Source organism: Bradyrhizobium sp. SZCCHNR1093 (assembly GCF_032381175.1).
Classification (GTDB): Bacteria; Pseudomonadota; Alphaproteobacteria; order Rhizobiales; family Xanthobacteraceae; genus Bradyrhizobium.
Genome location: NZ_JAUHJJ010000009.1, coordinates 1 through 18636, shown reverse-complemented (window position 1 = coordinate 18636; position 18636 = coordinate 1). Strand labels below are relative to the sequence as shown.

Genomic DNA, 18636 nt, shown 5'->3' with positions numbered 1-18636 from the left:
TCATGAGTCTTTCTGGAGCCCTGTCATCGGCGATCTCGGCGCTCAACGCGCAGAGTTCATCGCTCGCCATGATCAGCGACAATATCTCCAACGCCGATACGACCGGATACAAGACCACGTCCGGCCTGTTCGAGCAGCTGGTGACGGCATCGAGCAGCTCGAAAGCCTATTCCTCGGGTGGCGTCTCGGTCTCCGGCCGTGCCAATATCACGCAGCAGGGGCTGCTGGCCGCCACCACCAACGCGACCGATGTCGCAATCCAGGGCTCGGGTTTCTTCGTCGCGACCAACTCGACTTCGGCCGGAGGCGAGACCTTCTACACCCGCAACGGCGCGTTCACCACCGACAATGCCGGCTACCTCGAGAACAACGGCTATTATCTCGAAGGCTGGCGCACCGATGCGAGCGGCAACGTGGTCGGCAATGGGCTCGAATCGATCAACACCAAGGTTGCGCTGACGAATGGTGGAGCGACCACCAAGACGTCGCTCGCCGCCAACCTGCCGGCCGATGCCGCGAGCGGCGATACCTTCAGCAGCTCGATGACGGTGTACGATTCGCTGGGGCAATCGCACACGCTCAACGTCACCTGGACCAAGGGGGCGACGGCGAACGAATGGACCGCCGATTTCGCGCCGGCCACGGCGTCGGACGGCACCGTGACGAGCGGCACCTATACAATCGATTTCAACTCAGATGGCTCGCTGAGCACGGTCTCTTCGACCAATCTCGGCATCACCTGGAATAACGGCGCGGCGGCCAGCTCGATCGCGCTCAGCTTCGGCACGACGGGCGGCGGCACCGATGGTCTGACCCAGCTGTCATCCGGCAGCACGACGCCGAGCGTCTCCAATTTCAGTGCCAATTCCGATGGCATCTCTTTCGGTACGCTGAGCAGCATTTCGGTCGGCAAGAACGGCCTCGTCGAGGCGACGTATTCCAACGGCCAGACGGTTCCGATCTACAAGATCGCGGTGGCGACCTTCGCCGATCCCAATGGCCTCGTGGCGCATAGCAGCGGCATGTACACGTCGACGGCGACGTCGGGCAATGCGACCCTGCAGGCATCCGGCGAGAATGGTGCAGGAACCATCTACGGCAGTGAGCTGGAGTCGAGTACGACCGACACCACGGGCCAGTTCAGCAATATGATCTCGGCTCAGCAGGCCTATTCGGCGGCATCGCAGGTGATCTCGGCGGTCAACAAGATGTACGACACCCTGATCTCGTCGATGAGGTAGATCATGGCCGACCTGAAGAGGGAGCGGCTCGGCGAGGGCGAGGCTCTGCTGAAGAAGCTGCGGCGGCTGAGACTGCGCGCCGCGACCGTCGGCAAGGACGACCGCGCGCAACTGTTGACCTTGATTGACGATATCGAAACGGTCCGACGAAAGCTTCTGCGTGAATGCGCGCTGCTCGACGAAGAGCTCAAGGTCGCCACCGTGAGGGTGACGGCGCTGAATACCTACGCCCGTGTCGCGCAGATCAGCCGCCGACCGCAGCGTGAACAGTAGGATGGGAGCGACAGGATGAAACACGCAGTTCAGGCCGATCAGCGGCCGGCCAGCGAAGATGAAGTGCGGACCTTGATCGCGCTGATTGACGAGCTCATCGCGGTGGTGTCGGAGGAGAATGCGGAGCTTGCCAAAGGGCTCCCGGCCTCGCGCTCCAAGCAGCTTGACGACAAGAATCGGCTCGCCGGGCTGTTTGAGCAGCGGGTTGCCGAATGCGCCAGGCGAACGGCGAGTCTCGACGTCCGCGACCGCGTCCTGCGCGAACAGCTCATGGAGCACATCTTTAACCTGCGTGGCGCGATGGACGAGAACCTCGTTCGGCTGCGGGCTGCGATCGAAGCCAGCAATCGTCGCATCGAGGCAGTCATGCAGGCGATCCGCGAGCAGATCGCGAATGCGTCGCCCTATGGCGCAGGCGGGCGACGCACCGCGCGTGCGACGTCCTGTGGAACCAATGTCAGGGCATGATGGCCGCCCAGCAGCGGGAGTAGAGTGATGTCGCTCGACATAGCACGGCTGGTCGCGTTCAGCGGCATCTCGGCCACGGAGCTGCAGATCAGCGTGGCGTCGTCGAACATCTCGAACGCCGACACGAAGGGGTATACGCAGAAGACGGCCAACCAGGTCACGAATGTGACCGGGGGAGTTGGGACCGGTGTTTCGATTACCGGCATTTCGAGCAATGTCGACAAGCTGCTGCTGAAATCCCTGATCGGAGCCAATTCCGAGCTCGGCGCGGCCGACACCACCAACAACTACCTGACGCAACTGCAGCAGCTGTTCGGCAGCGCGTCCACATCCGGCACTTCGACGACGGGAACGTCGCTGGCAAACTCTCTTGCATCGCTGGCGTCCGCCTTGTCGTCGCTGGCAAGCTCGCCCAGCAGTGTTTCGCTGCAATCGGCCGTCGTCAGCGCTCTGGACGATTTCGCCAGCCAGCTGCGCAGCACCTCTGGTGGCGTGCAGACGTTGCGCGCCAACGCCGACAAGGACATCGCGTCGTCGGTTCAGAGCGTCAACGACGACCTGCAGCAGATCGCCGATCTCAATGTCGAGATCCGCAGAATGGCAGCGTCCGGCCAATCGACCGCGGATCTCGAGGATGAACGCAATGCCGCGCTGCAGGACCTCTCGTCCTACATGAACGTCAGCGACTACACGGCGTCGAATGGCGATCTTCAGGTCTATACCTCGTCGGGGCGAGCCCTCGTCGACAGCTCGGCGCACGCGCTGAGCTACACGGCCTCGGCGAATGTCTCGGCGGCTTCGAGCTATGCGTCCGGCGGCTTCAGCGGCATCATGGTCGACGGCGTCGACGTCACGTCCCAGATCACGTCGGGCAAGATCGGCTCGCTGGTCACGTTGCGGGACGAGACCTTGCCGGCCGCGCAGACCCAGCTCGATCAGTTGGCTTTGCAGCTGAAATCGGCGCTGAATGAGATCAGCAATGGCGCGTCGGCCGTGCCACCTCCGGCCACTCTGACCGGGTCGGCGAGCGTCAGCAGCACGACCGCCCTGTCGGCGTCCGGAACGGTCCGCATCGCCGTGGCTGACCAGAGCGGCAATCTCGTTTCGTACCAGGATCTCGATCTGTCGTCCTACGCGACGGTGGGCGATCTGGTCACGGCGCTCAACGGCATCTCCGGGGTCTCCGCCTCGATCGACTCCAGCGGACACCTGTCGATCAGCGCCACGTCGTCGTCGAGCGGCATCGCGATCAACGATATGACCAGTGCGGTCGGCGGCAGCGGCTTCTCCAACTATTTCGGCATGAATGATCTCGTCACCGGCACGAGCGCCGCCAATTTTGCCGTCAACAGCAGCATCTCGAGCGGCGCTTCTGGTCTGCCGACCGGCACGCTCGACGGTTCTGCGACCTTGACGACTGGCAGCCAGGTGCTGACGGCCGGCTCGGCGACGGTTATCAATGCGCTCATCGACAAGCTCACCGGCTCGACCAGCTTTGCGTCGGCCGAAGGCCTCAGCGCAACGACCGGCTCGTTTTCCGACTATGCCGCGGCGATCGTCGCCAATGTCGCCAGCAAGGCTTCGCAGGCCTCCACTGCCTACACCGCGAAGTCGACAGCCCAGTCGAGCTATGCCAGCTCGCTGTCCTCGCAATCGGGCGTCAATCTCGACGAGGAGACCGCGCGGCTGAGCTCGCTGCAGAACAAATACGCTGCCGCCTCGCAGCTGATCTCCGTGATCAACAGCATGTTCTCTTCGTTGCTCACTGCCGTGCAATCGACCTAGTCCGGAGCGCAGATCATGACGATGCGGATTGCGACATTCTCGAACTCCGACCAGATGATCACGAGCGCGCTGCGGACGCAGGCGACCATGGCCAATCTCCAGGTGCAGGAAGCCTCGGGGCTGAAATCGGAGTATCTCGCCGGCTACGGCGCCGACACTCAGCACGTGGTCAATCTTCAGGTCTCGGTCACGCGGGCGCAATCCTATATCGATGCTGCGACCCTGGCCGACAGCAAGGTGCAAGTCATGTATTCCGCGGTGGGACAGGTGTCCGACATCGTCAGTCAGCTGCGCACGGCCCTGAGCGCCGCGAGCTCCGGCAGCAGCACGGGAACCTCGTCGGCGATCAGTACCGCGCAGCAGTTGCTGCAGCAGATGGCGGGCATTCTGAACACCCAGTATGATGGGCAATATCTGTTCGGCGGAGGGCGCACCTCGACTCCGGCTGCCGATACCTCGACCTTCGCGTCCGGCTCGGGATCGCTGGCCACGACGGATACCAGCTATTATCAGGGCGACAGCGAGCTTGCCTCGGTCCGTGTCTCCGACGGCCAGTCCGTGACGTATGGCGTGACCGCCGACAACCCTGCTTTCGAGGAGGTCATGCGTGTTCTGAAGTTCGTTGCGAATAGCTCGACCCTGTCTGGAACCGACATCACCTCCGCGCTGACGCTTGCCGATCAAGCAGTGGACGATGTCGCCACGGTGCAGGCCAAGGTCTCCGATGCAGCGTCCCGGATCGAGAGCGCGAAGTCTCAGCAGACCGACTACAAGAGCTATGCCGAGAGTCTGGCGACCGACCTGACCAGCGTGGACGTCGCTGCGGTCACCGCCCAGCTCTCGACTTATCAAGCCCAGCTCACGGCGAGTTATACCGCCATCTCCAAGATCCAGAGCCTGAACCTGGCCAGCTACCTGCGGTGAGTTTCGGGACATCGTGCGGGCCCAGCAGAGCCGGACTGCCGATTCAAACCATGCGGCTCGCTGGCGGGCATCTCGTCGGCGGACCTCTCACTTGCCCGGCTTGCGATTGCGACGTTCGACAGCGGCGCTGCGCGCGATCGGTGGGGTGGGTATGGGCGGATCAAGGAAAACGCGGAAGTCCAGCAGCTCCATCTGCGGGAAGAGGATGATCAGGACGTCGAGCTGCCAAGGAATTCCGCACCGGAGTCGTCTGCGCCTTCCTCGCCACGGTCATGGCTCTCGAGCAGATCTGGTGGGTAATCGCGCCCGGCGCAATGAGGCGTTGGCGACATTTGTCGTGTTCGTCTGGCGCGATCATGACGAGTACGTCATCCGCGCGGCGGAGGTTGCGCATCGCCGTGCCGGTGCGTCGGGCGAGCCCCACGCACCAGCGAAATCACATCACCAGCGATGATGGGCGCGGATCACGCCATGACCGTAGCGGTGTCCGAAATGACGGCCGCCGTGCCAGCCATGATGGCCCCAACCCGGACCGCGGTAATAGCCGTAGCTGTGCCGCCACGGCCGCGGGCCATAGGAATAGCCGTAGCTGCGATAGATCGGGCGCGGCACGTAGCTGTAGCCATAGCCGCCGTAATAGGGCCGGTAGGCCGGGTAGTAGCCGCCATAGCCGTAGGGATAGGCGGCGTAGCGGTACCCGCCGTAGTAGGGATAGGGCGCGTAGCCGCCATAGTAGGAGGGTGCGGCGATCGCCGATCCGATCAGGGCACCCGCCAACAGCCCCGCGCCGATCGCGGCACCGCCGCCCCAGCCGCCATGCCAGCCGCCGTAGCGGACCTGCACGGCATTCGAGCTTTCGACGCTCGGTTTGGCGGCTGCCGACAGCGACGTCAGCGGCGCAGCCGAGACCGAGTGCAGCGTGGATACAGAAAGTGCGCCGGCGATGGCGAGCGTCGCGGCGGCTTTGAAGGTGACCATCCTGATGTCTCCCGTTGATTCAGCGCTATGCTCAACCGGACGAGACGAACTTCGTTGCATTTGTCGCAGCGGACGTTTTGTCACGCGCCATTGGTCCAGGCGGCGGTCGATGCCGGGGGGGGCATCGACCTTGGTGTCGTTACGGGCAGGAATGGCGCAGGCCGTCATTGCCGAGATAGGTGCCGGAGCCCGGGTCGTAGGACCGGAACCGCTGGGCGCAATAGGCCTGGGCGTTGGCGGCCTCGGCGCGGCTGTCGGCGATGGCGCCCCCGATGATCGCGCCGGCCGCGAGGCCGCCGAGGGCGGCGGCACCCGCACCATAGCCGTGGCGATGGCCGTAATAGCCGTGGCGAGGACCGTAACCGCCGCGCCAGTGGCGATATTGCACCTGCTGCGGCTCGGTCGCGTTCTGCGTCGCTGGGGTCGGCGACCGGAACCGTGACCGCAAGCTATTCGATCAGCGCATCGAGCAGCGCATCCGGGCATTCTGTCATCATCGTATGTCCCGCGCCGGGCAGGACGGTCGTGCGCGATTGCGCAATCGCAGCCGCCAGCGCCTTGCCGGCCTTCAGCGGTGTCATCATGTCCTTCTCGCCGAGGATCAGCCGCGTCGGCACCTTGATCCTGGCCGCCGATGCCAGCGCATCCTGGTACTCGTTGCAGGCCGAGAGATCGTTGAACAGCACGTCGGGCGCGCAGCGTTCCAAGGTCGCCTGCGCGCAGCCATGCATCCACAAGCCCGGCGCGCGGCTGCCGCCGAGCTCGGCGGCAAAACCGAGGCCCCAGATCGAGACCATGTCGATGGCGGCGTGATCGTTGGCTTCGGCGGCCTTCAGGAGGTCAGGCCCGACCGTCATCGTCGCCGCGGTGCCGATCAGGCTCAGCGCCGACACGCGATCGGGATGGCGTGCCGCGGCATCCAGCGCGATCAGCGAGCCCATCGAATGGCCGATCAGGTGAGCGGGCTTCGCGTTCACCGCCTGCAAAAGCGCGACGATCCAATCGGCCATCGCAGCGATGGTCGGCAGCGACGGTCCCGCCGAGCGGCCATGGCCCGGCAGATCGGGCGCCAGCACGGCAAAGCCATGATGGGCGAACCAGCGACTGTGCAGCGCCCAGACCGAATGATCGAAGCCGGCGCCATGGATGAAGACGACGGCGGGCAGGGACGAATCGAAGTCGCGGCCGCCCGTGGCGGCGAAGACCTCGTGATCTCCGATCGACAGCTGCATGGCTCACACCTTCTGCGAGGCGCGCAGCGCCTGTCCGAGATCGTCGATGATGTCGCTGGCCGCCTCGATGCCGACCGAGAGCCGGATCAGCTCCTCGCCGATTCCGGCCGCAGCGAGCTGGGCTGCGTCCATCTGCTGATGCGTGGTCGAGGCGGGGTGGATCACCAGCGTCTTGGCATCGCCGACATTGGCGAGATGGCTGATCAGCTTCAGGCTCTCGATGAACTTGCGCCCCGCGGGACGTCCGCCCTTGATGCCGAACGAGATGATCGAGCCGGCGCCGCGCGGCAACAGCTCCTTGGCGAGCGCATGGTCCGGATGGGTCTCGAGCGAAGGATGCAGCACCCAGTCGACGGCCTTGTTGGCAGTCAGCGCCTCCAGCACGGCGCGGGTGTTGGCGACGTGCCGCTCCATGCGCAGATGCAGCGTCTCGACGCCCTGCAGCAGATGGAACGCGTTGGTCGGCGACAGGCAGGCGCCGAAATCGCGCAGGCCTTCGGTCCGCGCGCGCATGATGAAGGCGGCCGCGCCGAACTGCTCGTCGAAGACGATCCCGTGATAGCCGGCATAGGGCTCGGTGAGCTGCGGGAACTTGCCGGACGCGCGCCAGTCGAACCGGCCGCCATCGATGATCGCGCCGCCGATCGCGATGCCATGGCCGCCGAGCCACTTGGTCGCAGAGTGCATCACGATGTCGGCGCCTTGGGCGATCGGCTGGCTGAGATAGGGCGTCGCGAAGGTGTTGTCGATCAGGAGCGGCACGCCGGCCGCATGCGCGATCGCCGAGACCTTGGGGATGTCCAGCACCTCCAGACCGGGATTGCCCAATGTCTCGCCGATCAGGAGCCGCGTGTTCGGCTTGATCGCGGCGCGGAAACCGTCGTGATCCCTGGGCTTGACGAAGCTCGTGGTGATGCCGAAGCGCGGCAGCGTGTGCGCGAGCAGGTTGATGGTGCCGCCATAGAGCGAGGAGGAGGCCACGATGTGATCGCCCGCATTCAGGAGCGTGGCGATGGCCAGATGCAGCGCCGCCTGGCCGCTCGCGGTGCAGACGGCACCGACGCCGCCTTCGAGCGCGGCGAGCCGCTCCTCGAGCACGGCCGTGGTCGGGTTGGAGATGCGGGTATAGATGTGGCCGGCGCGTTCGAGATTGAACAGCGCCGCGGCGTGCTCGGTGTCGTCGAACACGTAGGACGTGGTCTGATAGATCGGCACCGCGCGGGCGCCGGTCGCGGGATCCGGGTGCTGGCCCGCGTGCAGGCTCAGGGTCTCGAAGGCGGGCGGTTTCGGCGGCGGCATGCGGATCAACTCTCCTCAAGCAGATCGCATCTTCTGCCACAGATTTCGCCGTCAGTCAGGAGCGGCGCGGTGCGCCGCCCCTGCGACATCGATCAGCCGCCGAAGCGCTGCGGGAACAGGCCGGCCGAGGCGATCTCGGCGATGGACAGGCGTGCGCTCGGCTTCTCGCGCTCCTTGAGCATGGCCGGCAGCTTCTCGCCATCGCCCTTGCGGCCGACCGCGATCGCGATCTCCACGGCGAAACCGTCGGGCACCCCGAGCGCTGTCTGTGCGGCGGCGACGTCGAAGCCGCTCATGCCGTGGGTGATCCAGCCGGACACCGCCGCCTGGTTGGCGAAATTGGCCCAGGCCGCGCCGGCATCGAAGGAATGCGTGCGCGTCGGTGCCGGCTCGGTCTTGCCCGCCGGGATGAAGGTCTTCTTCGACAGCACGTAGACGATCGCCGCGGCATGCTGCGCCCAGCCGCGGTTGAACTCGACCAGCGGCGCCAGGAAGGTGTCGAACTCGGCCGAGCCGCGCAGCGCGTAGAGAAAGCGCCAGGGCTGCGAATTGTAGGAGGAGGGCGCCCAGCGTGCCGCCTCGATGAAGGTCAGGAGCTCCGTCTCCGGAAGCGCCTCGTCGCTGAAGCCGCGCGGCGACCAGCGATCGACGAAGATGCGATGCGCCGGATGCTCGGTGACGCGGTCGGTCGGCGGGGGAAGATGGGCAGTCACGGGGGTCTCCTTCGTTCAGACTCGTCATCGGGCCTCGTGCCGCGCGTCGCTGCGGAGCACGATCCTCGCCTCTGCGTGGCTCACGGCGCTTTGGGAGTCCAGATCGCCAACGCAGATGTATCCACCTTCACCGGCAGCACGCGCTCCGCAAGGAAAGCGTCCGCGATCTTCTGCTGCTCCGAGAGGCCGGCCGCGGTGACCGCGCCGACCTGGTAGGAGCGGTGGCTGTTGGCCTCCTCGACGGTGGCGGCATCGATGCCCCAGAGCGCTGCGAGCTGGCTCGCCGCGGCGCCCGGATTGGCCTTCACCCATTTGCCGGTTTCGACGAGCTTGCCATAGATGACGTTGAGGGCGTCGCCGTGCCCGGCGGCGTAGTCGGCGGATGCGAGATAGTAGCGCTTGTAGCTGGCAAGCCCGTCGCTGCCGTCGGCGAGCACGCGCGCCCCTGACTGGCGGAGGGTGCTGGTCAGGAACGGATCCCACGCGACCCAGGCGTCGACGTTGCTGCTGACGAAGGCGGTTCTGCCGTCGGCGGGCGGCAGATAGGCGGGGGTGATGTCCTTGAAGGTGAGACCCGCTTTGGTGAGCGCGGCGAGCAGCAGATAGTGGCTGCCGGCGCCCTTGGTCACCGCGATCTTCCTGCCTTTCAGCTCACCGAGCGTCTTGGCCGGCGAAGCCGTTGCCACGAGGATCGCCTGCGCCGACGGCGAGGCGGCCTCCTCGGCGACATAAGCGAGCCTCGCGCCCGCGGCCTGCGCGAACACCGGGACGGTATCGGCGACATCGGCGCCGACATCGATGCTTCCGATGTTGATCGCTTCCAGCAGCGGCAGGCCGCTGGAGAATTCGTGCCACGACACCTTGATGCCGAGCGGCGCCAGCGCCTTCTCCAGCTCGCCATTGGTCTTGAGGAGGGCGATCAGGGTCGAGGATCTCTGATAGCCGATGCGCAGCGTCTCGGCTGCGTCGGCTTGCGACGTGGCGAGCGCACCGAGCAGGGCCGCGGCCATCATCAGGACGCCGCGACGGGCGAGATGCAAGGGCCGCGCGCGGCGCAGGCCGCTGAAGGACGGTGTCATTCGGCAATCTCCCAAACAGGCGGTTGCATGCAATTGTCCAGGATCATTCGCAGGATCGTGAGCCCTGCGCAATTTTGCAGATATGTTCATATGGAGATGAAAGTTTCTCATGTGCCCGTGCCGCGAGAGGTTTTGTTTTCTTGGCGCGCGAGATCTGACGAGACAGCCGCTCGCATCCTCGCGACGCGCAGGGCGTCCGAGATGTGTCTGCCGTTCGTCCCTCCATCGAGAGAGGGCACAGGGAAGGCCGGGCGTCGACTGACACCCATGGCCCGCGTGCAAAAAAGGAAGCACGCGGCGGTTACCACAGGATCAGCCGGACATCCGGCCTTCCCTGCGCAATGGGCTTACGGCTTATACGCGATCTCCCCGGTGCGCCGGGCTTTCTGGCCACCGTCATCCGCGAGACACGCAAGCATCTTCGCGAACTTGATACTAGCGTCGGAGTATCAGGACCACGCGATTTCGCCGTCCGGCTCCCATCGTTCGTCCGCGCGCTTGACGCACGCTGCGACGAGAACCGGCCATCGCATCCCGCACCAACGTTTCGTGACGTTCGCGAAGCGCCCCTCTCGATCGGGCGGGATAGGGTGATACAACCACAAATTCCGAAAAAAAGAAACAAGAATGTTTTTCGCAGGAGGACTGGACAGGGCAAATCAGCTTGAGAACGCGGGCGAATTTCGTTCCGTCGCGCAAGCGCGAGGAGAAGCAATAGGCTCGTCACGCAAGACCTGGAGCTTTGGCATATGACAATCAGCTTGAGCCCCTCTGCCTCCACGTCATGGCCGGGCCTCGTCCCGGCCATCTACGTCTTAGTAACTCTCCGCAGAGGTTTGGGCGGGTTGTCCGATCGAACGGCCTTGCATCTGCCGGCCGAGATGAAGCGCGGGAGCTCATGAGCGGATTTGGCCTGAGGCCTCCGACTTGCGCGGTGCGACAAATCGGCAGCCATTGGGGGCAGGAGCCGCGGAGCAAGCGCATTCGGGAGGACAGCCCGTGACTAAAGCAAGCCTCCGCGACCGAGTCAGCGGCGTTCGCACTCAGCCCATTGCGGGCATCCCAAGCGTAGACCGGGTAGTCCGAGCCCGGGCCACGGGCGGACATGGCAATGGAGGCGGCAACTCGTCGTCGCCAAGCACATTCCTCAGGACGTCCACTCGATCAGCTGAATGGTGACAATCTTTGTCGCCATGCGCCGTGTTTACATTGCGCAGCACGTTGGTGAAGCCGCCGCCCACACCGACGACGCCTGCATGGTTGGAGAACCCGCAGCTATCGCGGGGTTGCCTCGACTCATGTCGGGGAAAAGGCAGGCGGTCGGCCTTGCCGCGCCGACGCCGGTCTGTAGGATTGCTGCCGCATTCCAAAGGAGACATATTGATGAGATCGTTGATTGCGGCTTCCCTGATTTTCGCTACCCTCGCCACCCCGGCGTTAGCCGCGCCGCCCGCCAGCTGTGCCTCCAAGTTCGTCGGCGAGTGGCGGCATTCCGGCAGTGGCAACCGCGGTTCGGTGAAGGCCGACGGCCGCGCGCTGTGCAGCGAACATCCCGCCTGCGTGCAGGGCACCTGGACCTGCTCGGGCAACGTCCTCACCTACACCAACAGCCTCGGCACCTGGAACTACACGCTGGCGCCCGACGGCAAGTCGATGTCGACCGGCACGGCCACCGCGACTCGGATCGGGCCGGCGCCGGCGAGCGCCCGTTCGCGCGCCTCCGATACGGTGGCCGACGCCCCCGATCGGGCCTGCAAGGCGGGAAACATCGCCTCGCTGCAGGCTCACGACGACAGGCTGAAGGGTCTGTGGCAGAGGGCCAGCGAGCGTGAGCAGTGCGGGCCCATTCTCGCCCTCGGGAGAAAGCGAATCGAACTGCTCAAGCAGATCAATTCCGGCAGCTGCGGCAAGGAGTCGGTGCAGATCGGCGCGAGCAACGAGATGACGAAGGTCGCCTCGGTAATGTCGAAATGCGACCAGACCTACACCCCGTCCGACCCCGGCATCCTGAGGCGGGCGGGCGGCACGATCCGAGGTTTCGTCAAGGACCACGTCTTGAAGTGCGAACCTACCTCCGAGAACAACAACTGTGCGCCCAAGCCCCAGCGCAACGGCGGTCCCGGCGTCAGAGGTTAGCCCCTCTGATCCACCCAAATGTGACGCCGCTCCACGCACTCTGCCGGTGCAGCGTGATCGTTCGCTTTGGGTCAAAGCCGCCGTCCGACGGCCTACTTCCGGTTGAACCCCTAGAACCGACGTCGCAAGCTTCGACCGAAAGGCCCGGGATGGGCAGAAGCGGACGAATGTCACTCTTTGAGCCGACTTTCGTACGCTTTCACGTGATGCGGAAACAGTTCCTTGTAGGATGGCTGCGCGATCCCGAGGCAGGAAACTTCCCGCCCAAGTGGATTTTCAGCTTCGCCGTACTCGCAAACCTCGACGTGCGAACAAACAAGTGCAATCCTGTCCGCCGTCCTTGCGCAAACACCTAAGAAGTATCGCGCTAAGGAGAGGCGGGGACGCGCCGGCTGCGGGACTACCCGGCCTTGCGTCTGTGAGGCTTGTTCGCGGTGGAGAGGTACGCACAGAACATGTCGGCCATCGCATCGGCATAGGCCGATATCTCGGCCCGGCTGCGCGGCGTCTCCGAGAAGTGCTTGCCGACCTGGCTGAGCGTCGTCTTGATCAGGTCTGCTGTCCGCGCGTGCTCGGCCTCTCCAGCACCAGGCAGCACCTCGTGCATGAAGGCGAGCATGGCGTGGCGGCCACTGGCCTTGGCCCGGCGCGCTTCGGGCGCATCGCGGTAGAGCGGGGCGGCGTCGTCGAGCGCGCCGCGCACCGCGGCTTCGTCGCACTCCGATTGCAGGAACGCGTGAACGAGTGCGCGCAATCGCGTCAAAGGCGGACGGCGCGTGTCCTCCAGAATGCCGTGCAGCAGTTCCGTCGTCTGCTGCCACTCGTCGCTCTGCAGCCTGAACAGGATCGCCGCCTTGTTCGGAAAATACTGATAGAGCGAGCCGACGCTGACGCCGGCCTTCTCGGCGACGCGCGCAGTGGTGAAGCGTTGCGCGCCTTCCTTCGTCAAAACCTGAACAGCCGCCTGCAGAATGGCCGCGACGAGGTCGGCCGAGCGTGCCTGTTTCGGCAGTTTTCGCAGGGAAATCGGGGCTTTTCGAACCAGGGCCATGGAGCGTTCCGAAATGCGATTAGCGAATGCGAATGATTATTCGTATTCTGACTTCGACGCAAACGACACGCATCGAGAACACGGAGAATATCAATGATCACCCTGACCACTCAGCCGGTAGCGCCGCTGCTGGATCGCCTGCTTGCCGAGGCCACGTTGCTGCGGCCGGAGACGAGCCCGATCTTCGCCGGCATGGCCGAACGGGGCGCGCAACTGATGCGCAGCAGGTCCGGCCATGTCGAGCTCTACACGCAGCTCAAGGACTTTCCGTTGCCCGTGTCGCGCGACACCGGCGTGCTGCTCTACATGCTGGCGCGCGGCGTCAGTGCGCGATCGATCGTCGAATTCGGCACGTCGTTCGGCATCTCGACGCTGTTCCTCGCCGCGGCGCTGCGTGACAATGGCGGCGGGCGGCTGATCACCACGGAGTTCGAGCCGTCCAAGGTCGCCCGTGCCCGTGCCAACCTCGCGGAGGGCGGCCTGGCCGATCTGGTGGAGGTCCGCCAGGGCGATGCGCTGCAGACGCTGAGCGCCGATCTGCCGGAGACCATCGATCTCGTGCTGCTCGACGGCGCCAAGCCGCTGTATGGCGATATCCTGGCGCTGCTCGAGAGCCGGCTCAGCGCCGGCGCGTTCATCGTCGCTGACAATGCCGACCACAGCCCCGACTACCTCGCCTACGTCCGTTCGCCGGCCAACGGCTATCTGTCGGTGCCGTTCGGCGACGAAGTCGAATTGTCGATGCGGATCGTGTGAGCGGCCGGCGACGAACGGCGATGCCCGCCACCCTCATAGGCGAATGTGCCTGGAGTTGACGTTTGGCCGACGATTGTTCACGAGGAGAGTCCCGTCATCATGAGCGACCGACCTGCATGCCTCGCATCCTCTTGATCAATCCCAACAGCTCGGCCGCGACCACCGCGATGATGGTGTCGATTGCGGCCGCCTGTTGCGCCGGCCGGGCCGAGGTGGTCGGCGCGACCGCGACGCGGGCGCCGGCCATGATCGTGGATGCCGAGGCGCTGGCCGCATCGTCGGCGGAAGTGGTCGATATCGGCCGCGCGCATCGCGATGCTTGCGATGGCATCATCGTCGCGGCGTTCGGCGATCCCGGCGCCGCGGAGCTGCGCAAGCTCTGCCCGCTGCCGGTGGTCGGGATCGGCGAGGCGTCGATGCGCGAGGCCGCGCAAAGCGGGCGGCGCTTCGGCGTCGCCACGGTGACGCCGGCGCTGGTCGTGAGCATCGCAGGCCTTGCAGAGAAACTCGGGCTGTCGGCGCAGTTCACCGGGACGCGGCTGACCGAGGGCGCCCCGGCCGCGCTCGCCACCGATCCGGCGCGGCTTGCTGCCGCCCTGGCTGACGCCACGCGCGCCTGTATTGCCGAGGACGGCGCCGAGGCCGTGATCATCGGCGGCGGGCCGCTGGCGCAGGCCGCCGATCAGTTGCAGCGGCAATTCGCCGTGCCGATCATCAAGCCGATCGAGGCAGCGGTGGCTGTGCTGCTGTCGCGTCTGTCGGGCTGAGTGCCAGCAGCATTACGGCCGGTAGCTCGCCGCCGGATGCGGTGCCGCGAGCCGGGCGCGGCCGAACATCTTCTCGCGTAGCGTTCCCGGCTGGTAGGCCTTCTTGTAGCGGCCGCGTCGGGTCAGCTCCGGCACCAGCATGTCGGTGACATCGGCAAAACTCTCCGGCGACAGCGCAAAGGCGAGGTTGAGGCCGTCGACGCCCGTCTGCTCGATCCAACTCTCGACGAGATCGGCGACCTTCGCAGGCCCGCCGACGAACACCGGGCCGATGCCGCCGATGCCGACATGCTCGGCAACCTCGCGCACGGTCCACACCCGGTCCGGATCGGCGCGCGTGACGTTGTCCATGGCGCTGCGGCCGGCATCGTTGAGCACGTGGCGGACCTGCTGGTCGAGGTCGTAGGTCGAGAAGTCGACGCCGGTCCAGCCCGACATCAGGGTCAGCGACGCCTCGTGGTCGATGTAGCGGCGGTAGTCGGCAAACTTCGCCTCGGCCGCCGCATCGGTCTCGCCGAGCACGACGGTGGCGATGCTGAAGATGACGATGTCGCTGCCGGCGCGACCCGCGTCGGCGGCGGCCTGGCGGATGGCGGCGACGCGCGGCGCGATGATCTTGGCCGACGGGCCGGACATGAACACGCATTCGGCATGGCGGCCGGCGAACACGCGGCCGCGCGGCGAGGTGCCGGCTTGATAAAGCACCGGCGTCCGCTGCGGCGACGGCTCGCAGAGATGGATGGCGTCGAGCTGGTAGTTCTCGCCGCGATGGCTGACGCGGTGAACCTTCGTGGGATCGGTGAACACGCCGCTGGTCCGGTCGCGCTTGACGGCGTCGTCCTCCCAGCTGCCTTCCCACAGCTTGTAGACGACCTCCATGTACTCGTCGGCGACGTCGTAGCGGTCGTCATGCGCGGTCTGGCGCTCCCTGCCCATGCCGCGTGCGGCGCTGTCGAGATAGCCGGTGACGACGTTCCAGCCGATGCGGCCCTCGGTGAGATGATCGAGCGTCGACATCCGCCGCGCGAACGGGTAGGGCGGCTCATAGGACAGCGTGCAGGTGACGCCGAAGCCGAGATGCTCGGTCACGGCGGCCATTGCCGAGATCAGCATCATCGGATCATTGACGGGCACCTGGATGGCGTGGCGGAGCGCCGCGTCGGGGTTGCCGCCATAGACGTCGTAGACGCCGAGTACGTCGGCGAGAAACAGTCCATCGAAGCGGCCGCGCTCCAAGGTCTTGGCGAGGTCGAGCCAATAGGGCAGGCGATTGTAGTCGGAGGAGCGGTCGCGCGGATGCCGCCACAGGCCGGGCGATTGGTGCCCGACGCAGTTCATCGCAAACGCATTCAACCGGATGTCCGCAGCCATGATGTCCTCGACGCTGTCTTGAGCCGACCAGATGGCACGCTTCGCCTATGGTTTTCAATCGCGTGGATGCGCACGGCCGCTGCGCGCCGCGGATCAATGACGGCGCAGGACGGGCCGTGGCCCGCACGTGGGGAGGACGAGATTGACGGCGATCCGGATCACGACGCTGGCCGCGCTGGTACTGACATCGTCGGCTGTGGCCTCCGTCCATGCGCAGGATTTCAAGGCGAGTTGCGCCGCGCTCGCGCAAGGCTTCGCCGACAGCGGGCGCGTCGTCACGGCCGAGTTCGTCGCCGCGGGCGGCGTGCAACTGGCACCGCCGGCACCCGCGGGCGTGACCGCCTCTGGGGCAGCGCTTCCCCGAGTTGTTCGACGGCGTCATCGCGGGCGCGCCGGGCCTATCGCGTGCCGCTTGCCGGGTCGCGTGGCTGTTCCTGGTTCCCGGCATGAACCATTGCGGCGGCGGACCCGCCACCAATCAGTTTCACTTGCTGACCGCTCTGGACCAATGGGCGGAGGGCACGGCCGCGGCGCCTGAGGCGATCCACGCCACCGCGCGGCGTGCGGCCGATGTACCACGGCCCGGGCGCACGCGCGATCTCTGCGCGTTCCCGAAGGTGCTGACCTCCAAGGGCAGCGGCAGCCTCGAGGATGCAGCGAATTTCGAGTGCCGCTGAACAGGTCGTGCATGCCGTCTGCACGGTGTGCACGATCTCTTGATGAGCGGTTGACCCGGGAGGGGGATGAGCCGATCTATCTGCCAGCCGACCTGTCTCCGCAGCGTTGCGGCTCCATCAGCCCACACACCGGTCCCTCATGGTTGCCAAGACGCGAGCCTTCACCATTCTGTGCGAGTTCGAGCACGTCCAGACCGAGCTGATCGGCAAATGCGTGGCCTTGAGCGACGGCAAGGCCGGAACCGTGGAGCAGGTGTATCTTGATGAGCTGCATGGATTGCGCATCACCCTTCGCGGTCATGACGGGCGCTGGCCGGTGTCGACCATCAAGTTCACGCAATCCTGAGCGGCGGCGTTGGTCTCGGATTTGGAACGCTCAAACGATCGAAACGGCTTGATTACGCGTCGCATGGCGTTGCGTGGGGCATCGGATCGAGCGTTCGAACTTCTCGAGCGGCCTTTGCAGAGGCCTGCCGGAAGACCTGTGTATCGCATATCAAATGATACGAGAGCGGGCCGGCGCTGCAGCTAGCCTCGATGCTCCCGGCGCGGCCGGCCGCTGCTGCTCTGCCGCCCGGACTAGGGTGGTCGCGGCCGATTCACTTATGTTGATGCGCCCGGCATCTCCTGATCTAGAGTTGTCGGTGCGCATCAATGAAACTGGATGCAAACCCGCATGGAAGTAGAAGGTCGGAAGAAACGGCGTCGGCGTGTCAAGCAGACGATGTCGTTGGGTGAGCGGTTGCTAGAGATGGCGCGCGAGGCGCGAGACAGGGCGAAACGTCTGCCGCCGGGCATCGAGCAGGCCAGGCAGCTGCGGCGCGCCCGCGAGGCCGAAGCGATCGTCGAGCTCGATCGCTTCCTGACGGCTCCAGCACGCAGCACTCCGCCGCGATCGCGTTGACGCCGTCTCGCGCCGGCGTCGGACGAGGGGGGCGCGGCGCTGCCAGTGGTGTTTCCGGAACTTGCGGCAACAGGGCTGACCGATCCGGCCGAGGCCGGGCCAATTCCGGACGGCACCCTCTCAACCTATCGCAAGACGCATCCCGGCCGGTGCCGATCTGCAGCACTGGCCTCACCTCCGTGTTCGCGGTGGTGAGAACAACGCCTACTTCGCATTCGCGAATGTGTGCGACGCCGCGAATTTCGATCCCGGGCTCAGCGGCGTGTTCGGTCCGGATACATCAGCGTTTCCGCGCCGTGAGGCGATCGTCGCAGGCGGGGGAGGGGATCGAGACCGTCGACATCGACACCAGCAATCTCGACAGCTTCCATCCGACCAACGTCGTCCGGCGGAAAGATCTCGTCCCGCATGCGGATGCCGCACTCGTATCGTGCGCTGGTGCAACCGCACACGAGCAATTCCTGACGCTGCGCGCGCCAACCGTTTCAAAATGGAACGGAAACGGCGTGTGACGGGTCCGAGCGTGGGGGGCGACAGCGCTATCCACATTTCTGCACAGCCGTCGCAAAAAGTTCTTGCACGGGATGCGGCGCCGCACTATCTCACCACCACGCCAGCCGGACATCACTGATGACTGAGGCCCCCGACTTTCGGGACCAACGTTGCTTTCTTTGGTGTTTTTTCTTCCGACTGGCTCCTGAGTTTTTCTTCAGAAAAGCTCTTGACGGTCTCTCAAAATCAGCTATGTGAAGCGCCCCGGCAACGGGGACTTCGACGGCGAAAGAGACCAGAGAAGTTGCACTAATTAGTTCAAGCGAACTAACAAGTGCGGGCTGTTTGACAAGTGAAGATGAAGAAAGAGAAACGTGGACGGCGGAGTCCTTGCGGGTCTCGGGATTGAGAGCTTCGGCTTTTGGTTCTGGGATCGGACGAGAAGACTTCGGCGGACAATGTTTCAAAGGTAACACCATGGTTTTCGCGC

The 18636-nt window shown here is 65.2% G+C and carries 20 protein-coding genes and 1 pseudogene; 12 read left to right on the top strand and 9 right to left on the bottom strand.

Annotation, left to right across the window (positions count from 1 at the left end):
• Positions 1-2 precede the first annotated feature (2 nt).
• The 5 genes from flgE to QX070_RS24570 are packed head-to-tail and all read left to right on the top strand — an operon-like array spanning position 3 to position 4691.
• Complete coding sequence (gene flgE, locus QX070_RS24590; protein WP_315739745.1) at positions 3-1241, top strand: flagellar hook protein FlgE; 1239 nt, start codon at positions 3-5, stop codon at positions 1239-1241.
• 3 nt (positions 1242-1244) lie between these two features.
• Complete coding sequence (locus tag QX070_RS24585; protein ID WP_315739744.1) at positions 1245-1514, top strand: hypothetical protein; 270 nt, start codon at positions 1245-1247, stop codon at positions 1512-1514.
• A gap of 15 nt (positions 1515-1529) precedes the next feature.
• Positions 1530-1982 carry a flagellar protein FlgN gene (locus QX070_RS24580; RefSeq protein ID WP_315739743.1) on the top strand — a complete coding sequence of 151 codons (453 nt, stop codon included), beginning with the start codon at positions 1530-1532 and terminating at the stop codon, positions 1980-1982.
• 27 nt (positions 1983-2009) lie between these two features.
• Positions 2010-3767 carry a flagellar hook-associated protein FlgK gene (gene flgK, locus QX070_RS24575; protein ID WP_315739742.1) on the top strand — a complete coding sequence of 586 codons (1758 nt, stop codon included), beginning with the start codon at positions 2010-2012 and terminating at the stop codon, positions 3765-3767.
• A gap of 15 nt (positions 3768-3782) precedes the next feature.
• Positions 3783-4691 carry a flagellin gene (locus tag QX070_RS24570; RefSeq protein WP_315739741.1) on the top strand — a complete coding sequence of 303 codons (909 nt, stop codon included), beginning with the start codon at positions 3783-3785 and terminating at the stop codon, positions 4689-4691.
• Positions 4692-5132: 441 nt separating this feature from the next.
• On the opposite strand, the gene QX070_RS24560 is transcribed toward QX070_RS24570, so the two are convergent.
• The 6 genes from QX070_RS24560 to QX070_RS24535 form a co-directional block, all read right to left on the bottom strand.
• The gene (locus QX070_RS24560) at positions 5133-5669 is read right to left on the bottom strand and encodes a hypothetical protein (RefSeq protein WP_315739740.1); all 537 of its coding nucleotides are present in this window, start codon (positions 5667-5669) and stop codon (positions 5133-5135) included.
• Between the two features lie 139 nt (positions 5670-5808).
• Positions 5809-6117: a BA14K family protein gene (locus tag QX070_RS24555; protein ID WP_315739739.1), complete on the bottom strand. Its 309-nt coding sequence runs from the start codon at positions 6115-6117 to the stop codon at positions 5809-5811.
• Between the two features lies 1 nt (position 6118).
• Positions 6119-6901, bottom strand: coding sequence for an alpha/beta hydrolase (locus tag QX070_RS24550; protein WP_315739738.1), 783 nt, complete (start codon positions 6899-6901; stop codon positions 6119-6121).
• Positions 6902-6904: 3 nt separating this feature from the next.
• The gene (locus QX070_RS24545) at positions 6905-8200 is read right to left on the bottom strand and encodes an O-acetylhomoserine aminocarboxypropyltransferase (protein WP_315739736.1); all 1296 of its coding nucleotides are present in this window, start codon (positions 8198-8200) and stop codon (positions 6905-6907) included.
• 92 nt (positions 8201-8292) lie between these two features.
• Entirely contained in the window at positions 8293-8913 is a 621-nt protein-coding gene (locus QX070_RS24540) for a nitroreductase family protein (RefSeq protein WP_315739735.1), read from the bottom strand.
• Positions 8914-8993: 80 nt separating this feature from the next.
• Positions 8994-9923, bottom strand: coding sequence for an aliphatic sulfonate ABC transporter substrate-binding protein (locus tag QX070_RS24535; RefSeq protein ID WP_315739927.1), 930 nt, complete (start codon positions 9921-9923; stop codon positions 8994-8996).
• Positions 9924-11375: 1452 nt separating this feature from the next.
• Here QX070_RS24535 and QX070_RS24530 point away from each other — a divergent pair.
• Positions 11376-12128: a hypothetical protein gene (locus QX070_RS24530; protein ID WP_315739734.1), complete on the top strand. Its 753-nt coding sequence runs from the start codon at positions 11376-11378 to the stop codon at positions 12126-12128.
• 400 nt (positions 12129-12528) lie between these two features.
• Here the strand turns inward: QX070_RS24530 and QX070_RS24525 are convergent, their stop codons facing one another.
• Positions 12529-13179, bottom strand: a complete 651-nt coding sequence (locus QX070_RS24525; protein WP_315739733.1) for a TetR family transcriptional regulator — start codon at positions 13177-13179, stop codon at positions 12529-12531.
• Positions 13180-13272: 93 nt separating this feature from the next.
• On the opposite strand from QX070_RS24525, the gene QX070_RS24520 reads away from it, so the two are divergent.
• Together QX070_RS24520 and QX070_RS24515 are read left to right on the top strand one after the other, a co-directional pair.
• Complete coding sequence (locus QX070_RS24520; protein ID WP_315739732.1) at positions 13273-13935, top strand: O-methyltransferase; 663 nt, start codon at positions 13273-13275, stop codon at positions 13933-13935.
• A 116-nt stretch (positions 13936-14051) separates the two neighbouring features.
• Positions 14052-14702 carry an aspartate/glutamate racemase family protein gene (locus tag QX070_RS24515; protein WP_315739731.1) on the top strand — a complete coding sequence of 217 codons (651 nt, stop codon included), beginning with the start codon at positions 14052-14054 and terminating at the stop codon, positions 14700-14702.
• 12 nt (positions 14703-14714) lie between these two features.
• Here the strand turns inward: QX070_RS24515 and QX070_RS24510 are convergent, their stop codons facing one another.
• On the bottom strand, positions 14715-16073 hold the full coding sequence (locus QX070_RS24510) for an LLM class flavin-dependent oxidoreductase (RefSeq protein WP_315739730.1): 1359 nt from the start codon (positions 16071-16073) through the stop codon (positions 14715-14717).
• Positions 16074-16438: 365 nt separating this feature from the next.
• Between QX070_RS24510 and QX070_RS24505 the strand changes: the two genes are divergently transcribed.
• The 4 genes and pseudogenes from QX070_RS24505 to QX070_RS24490 all read left to right on the top strand — a co-directional run.
• A complete protein-coding gene (locus QX070_RS24505) occupies positions 16439-16750 on the top strand; it encodes a tannase/feruloyl esterase family alpha/beta hydrolase (protein WP_315739729.1) in 312 nt (103 codons plus the stop codon).
• 139 nt (positions 16751-16889) lie between these two features.
• Positions 16890-17096 carry a PRC-barrel domain containing protein gene (locus QX070_RS24500; RefSeq protein ID WP_315739728.1) on the top strand — a complete coding sequence of 69 codons (207 nt, stop codon included), beginning with the start codon at positions 16890-16892 and terminating at the stop codon, positions 17094-17096.
• Between the two features lie 330 nt (positions 17097-17426).
• Positions 17427-17654: a hypothetical protein gene (locus tag QX070_RS24495; protein ID WP_315739926.1), complete on the top strand. Its 228-nt coding sequence runs from the start codon at positions 17427-17429 to the stop codon at positions 17652-17654.
• 139 nt (positions 17655-17793) lie between these two features.
• Positions 17794-18119, top strand: a pseudogene (locus tag QX070_RS24490) (amidohydrolase); the annotation flags it as partial.
• A gap of 137 nt (positions 18120-18256) precedes the next feature.
• Here QX070_RS24490 and QX070_RS24485 read toward each other — a convergent pair.
• On the bottom strand, positions 18257-18636 hold a 380-nt coding region (locus QX070_RS24485), incomplete at its 5' end, for a hypothetical protein (RefSeq protein WP_315739727.1).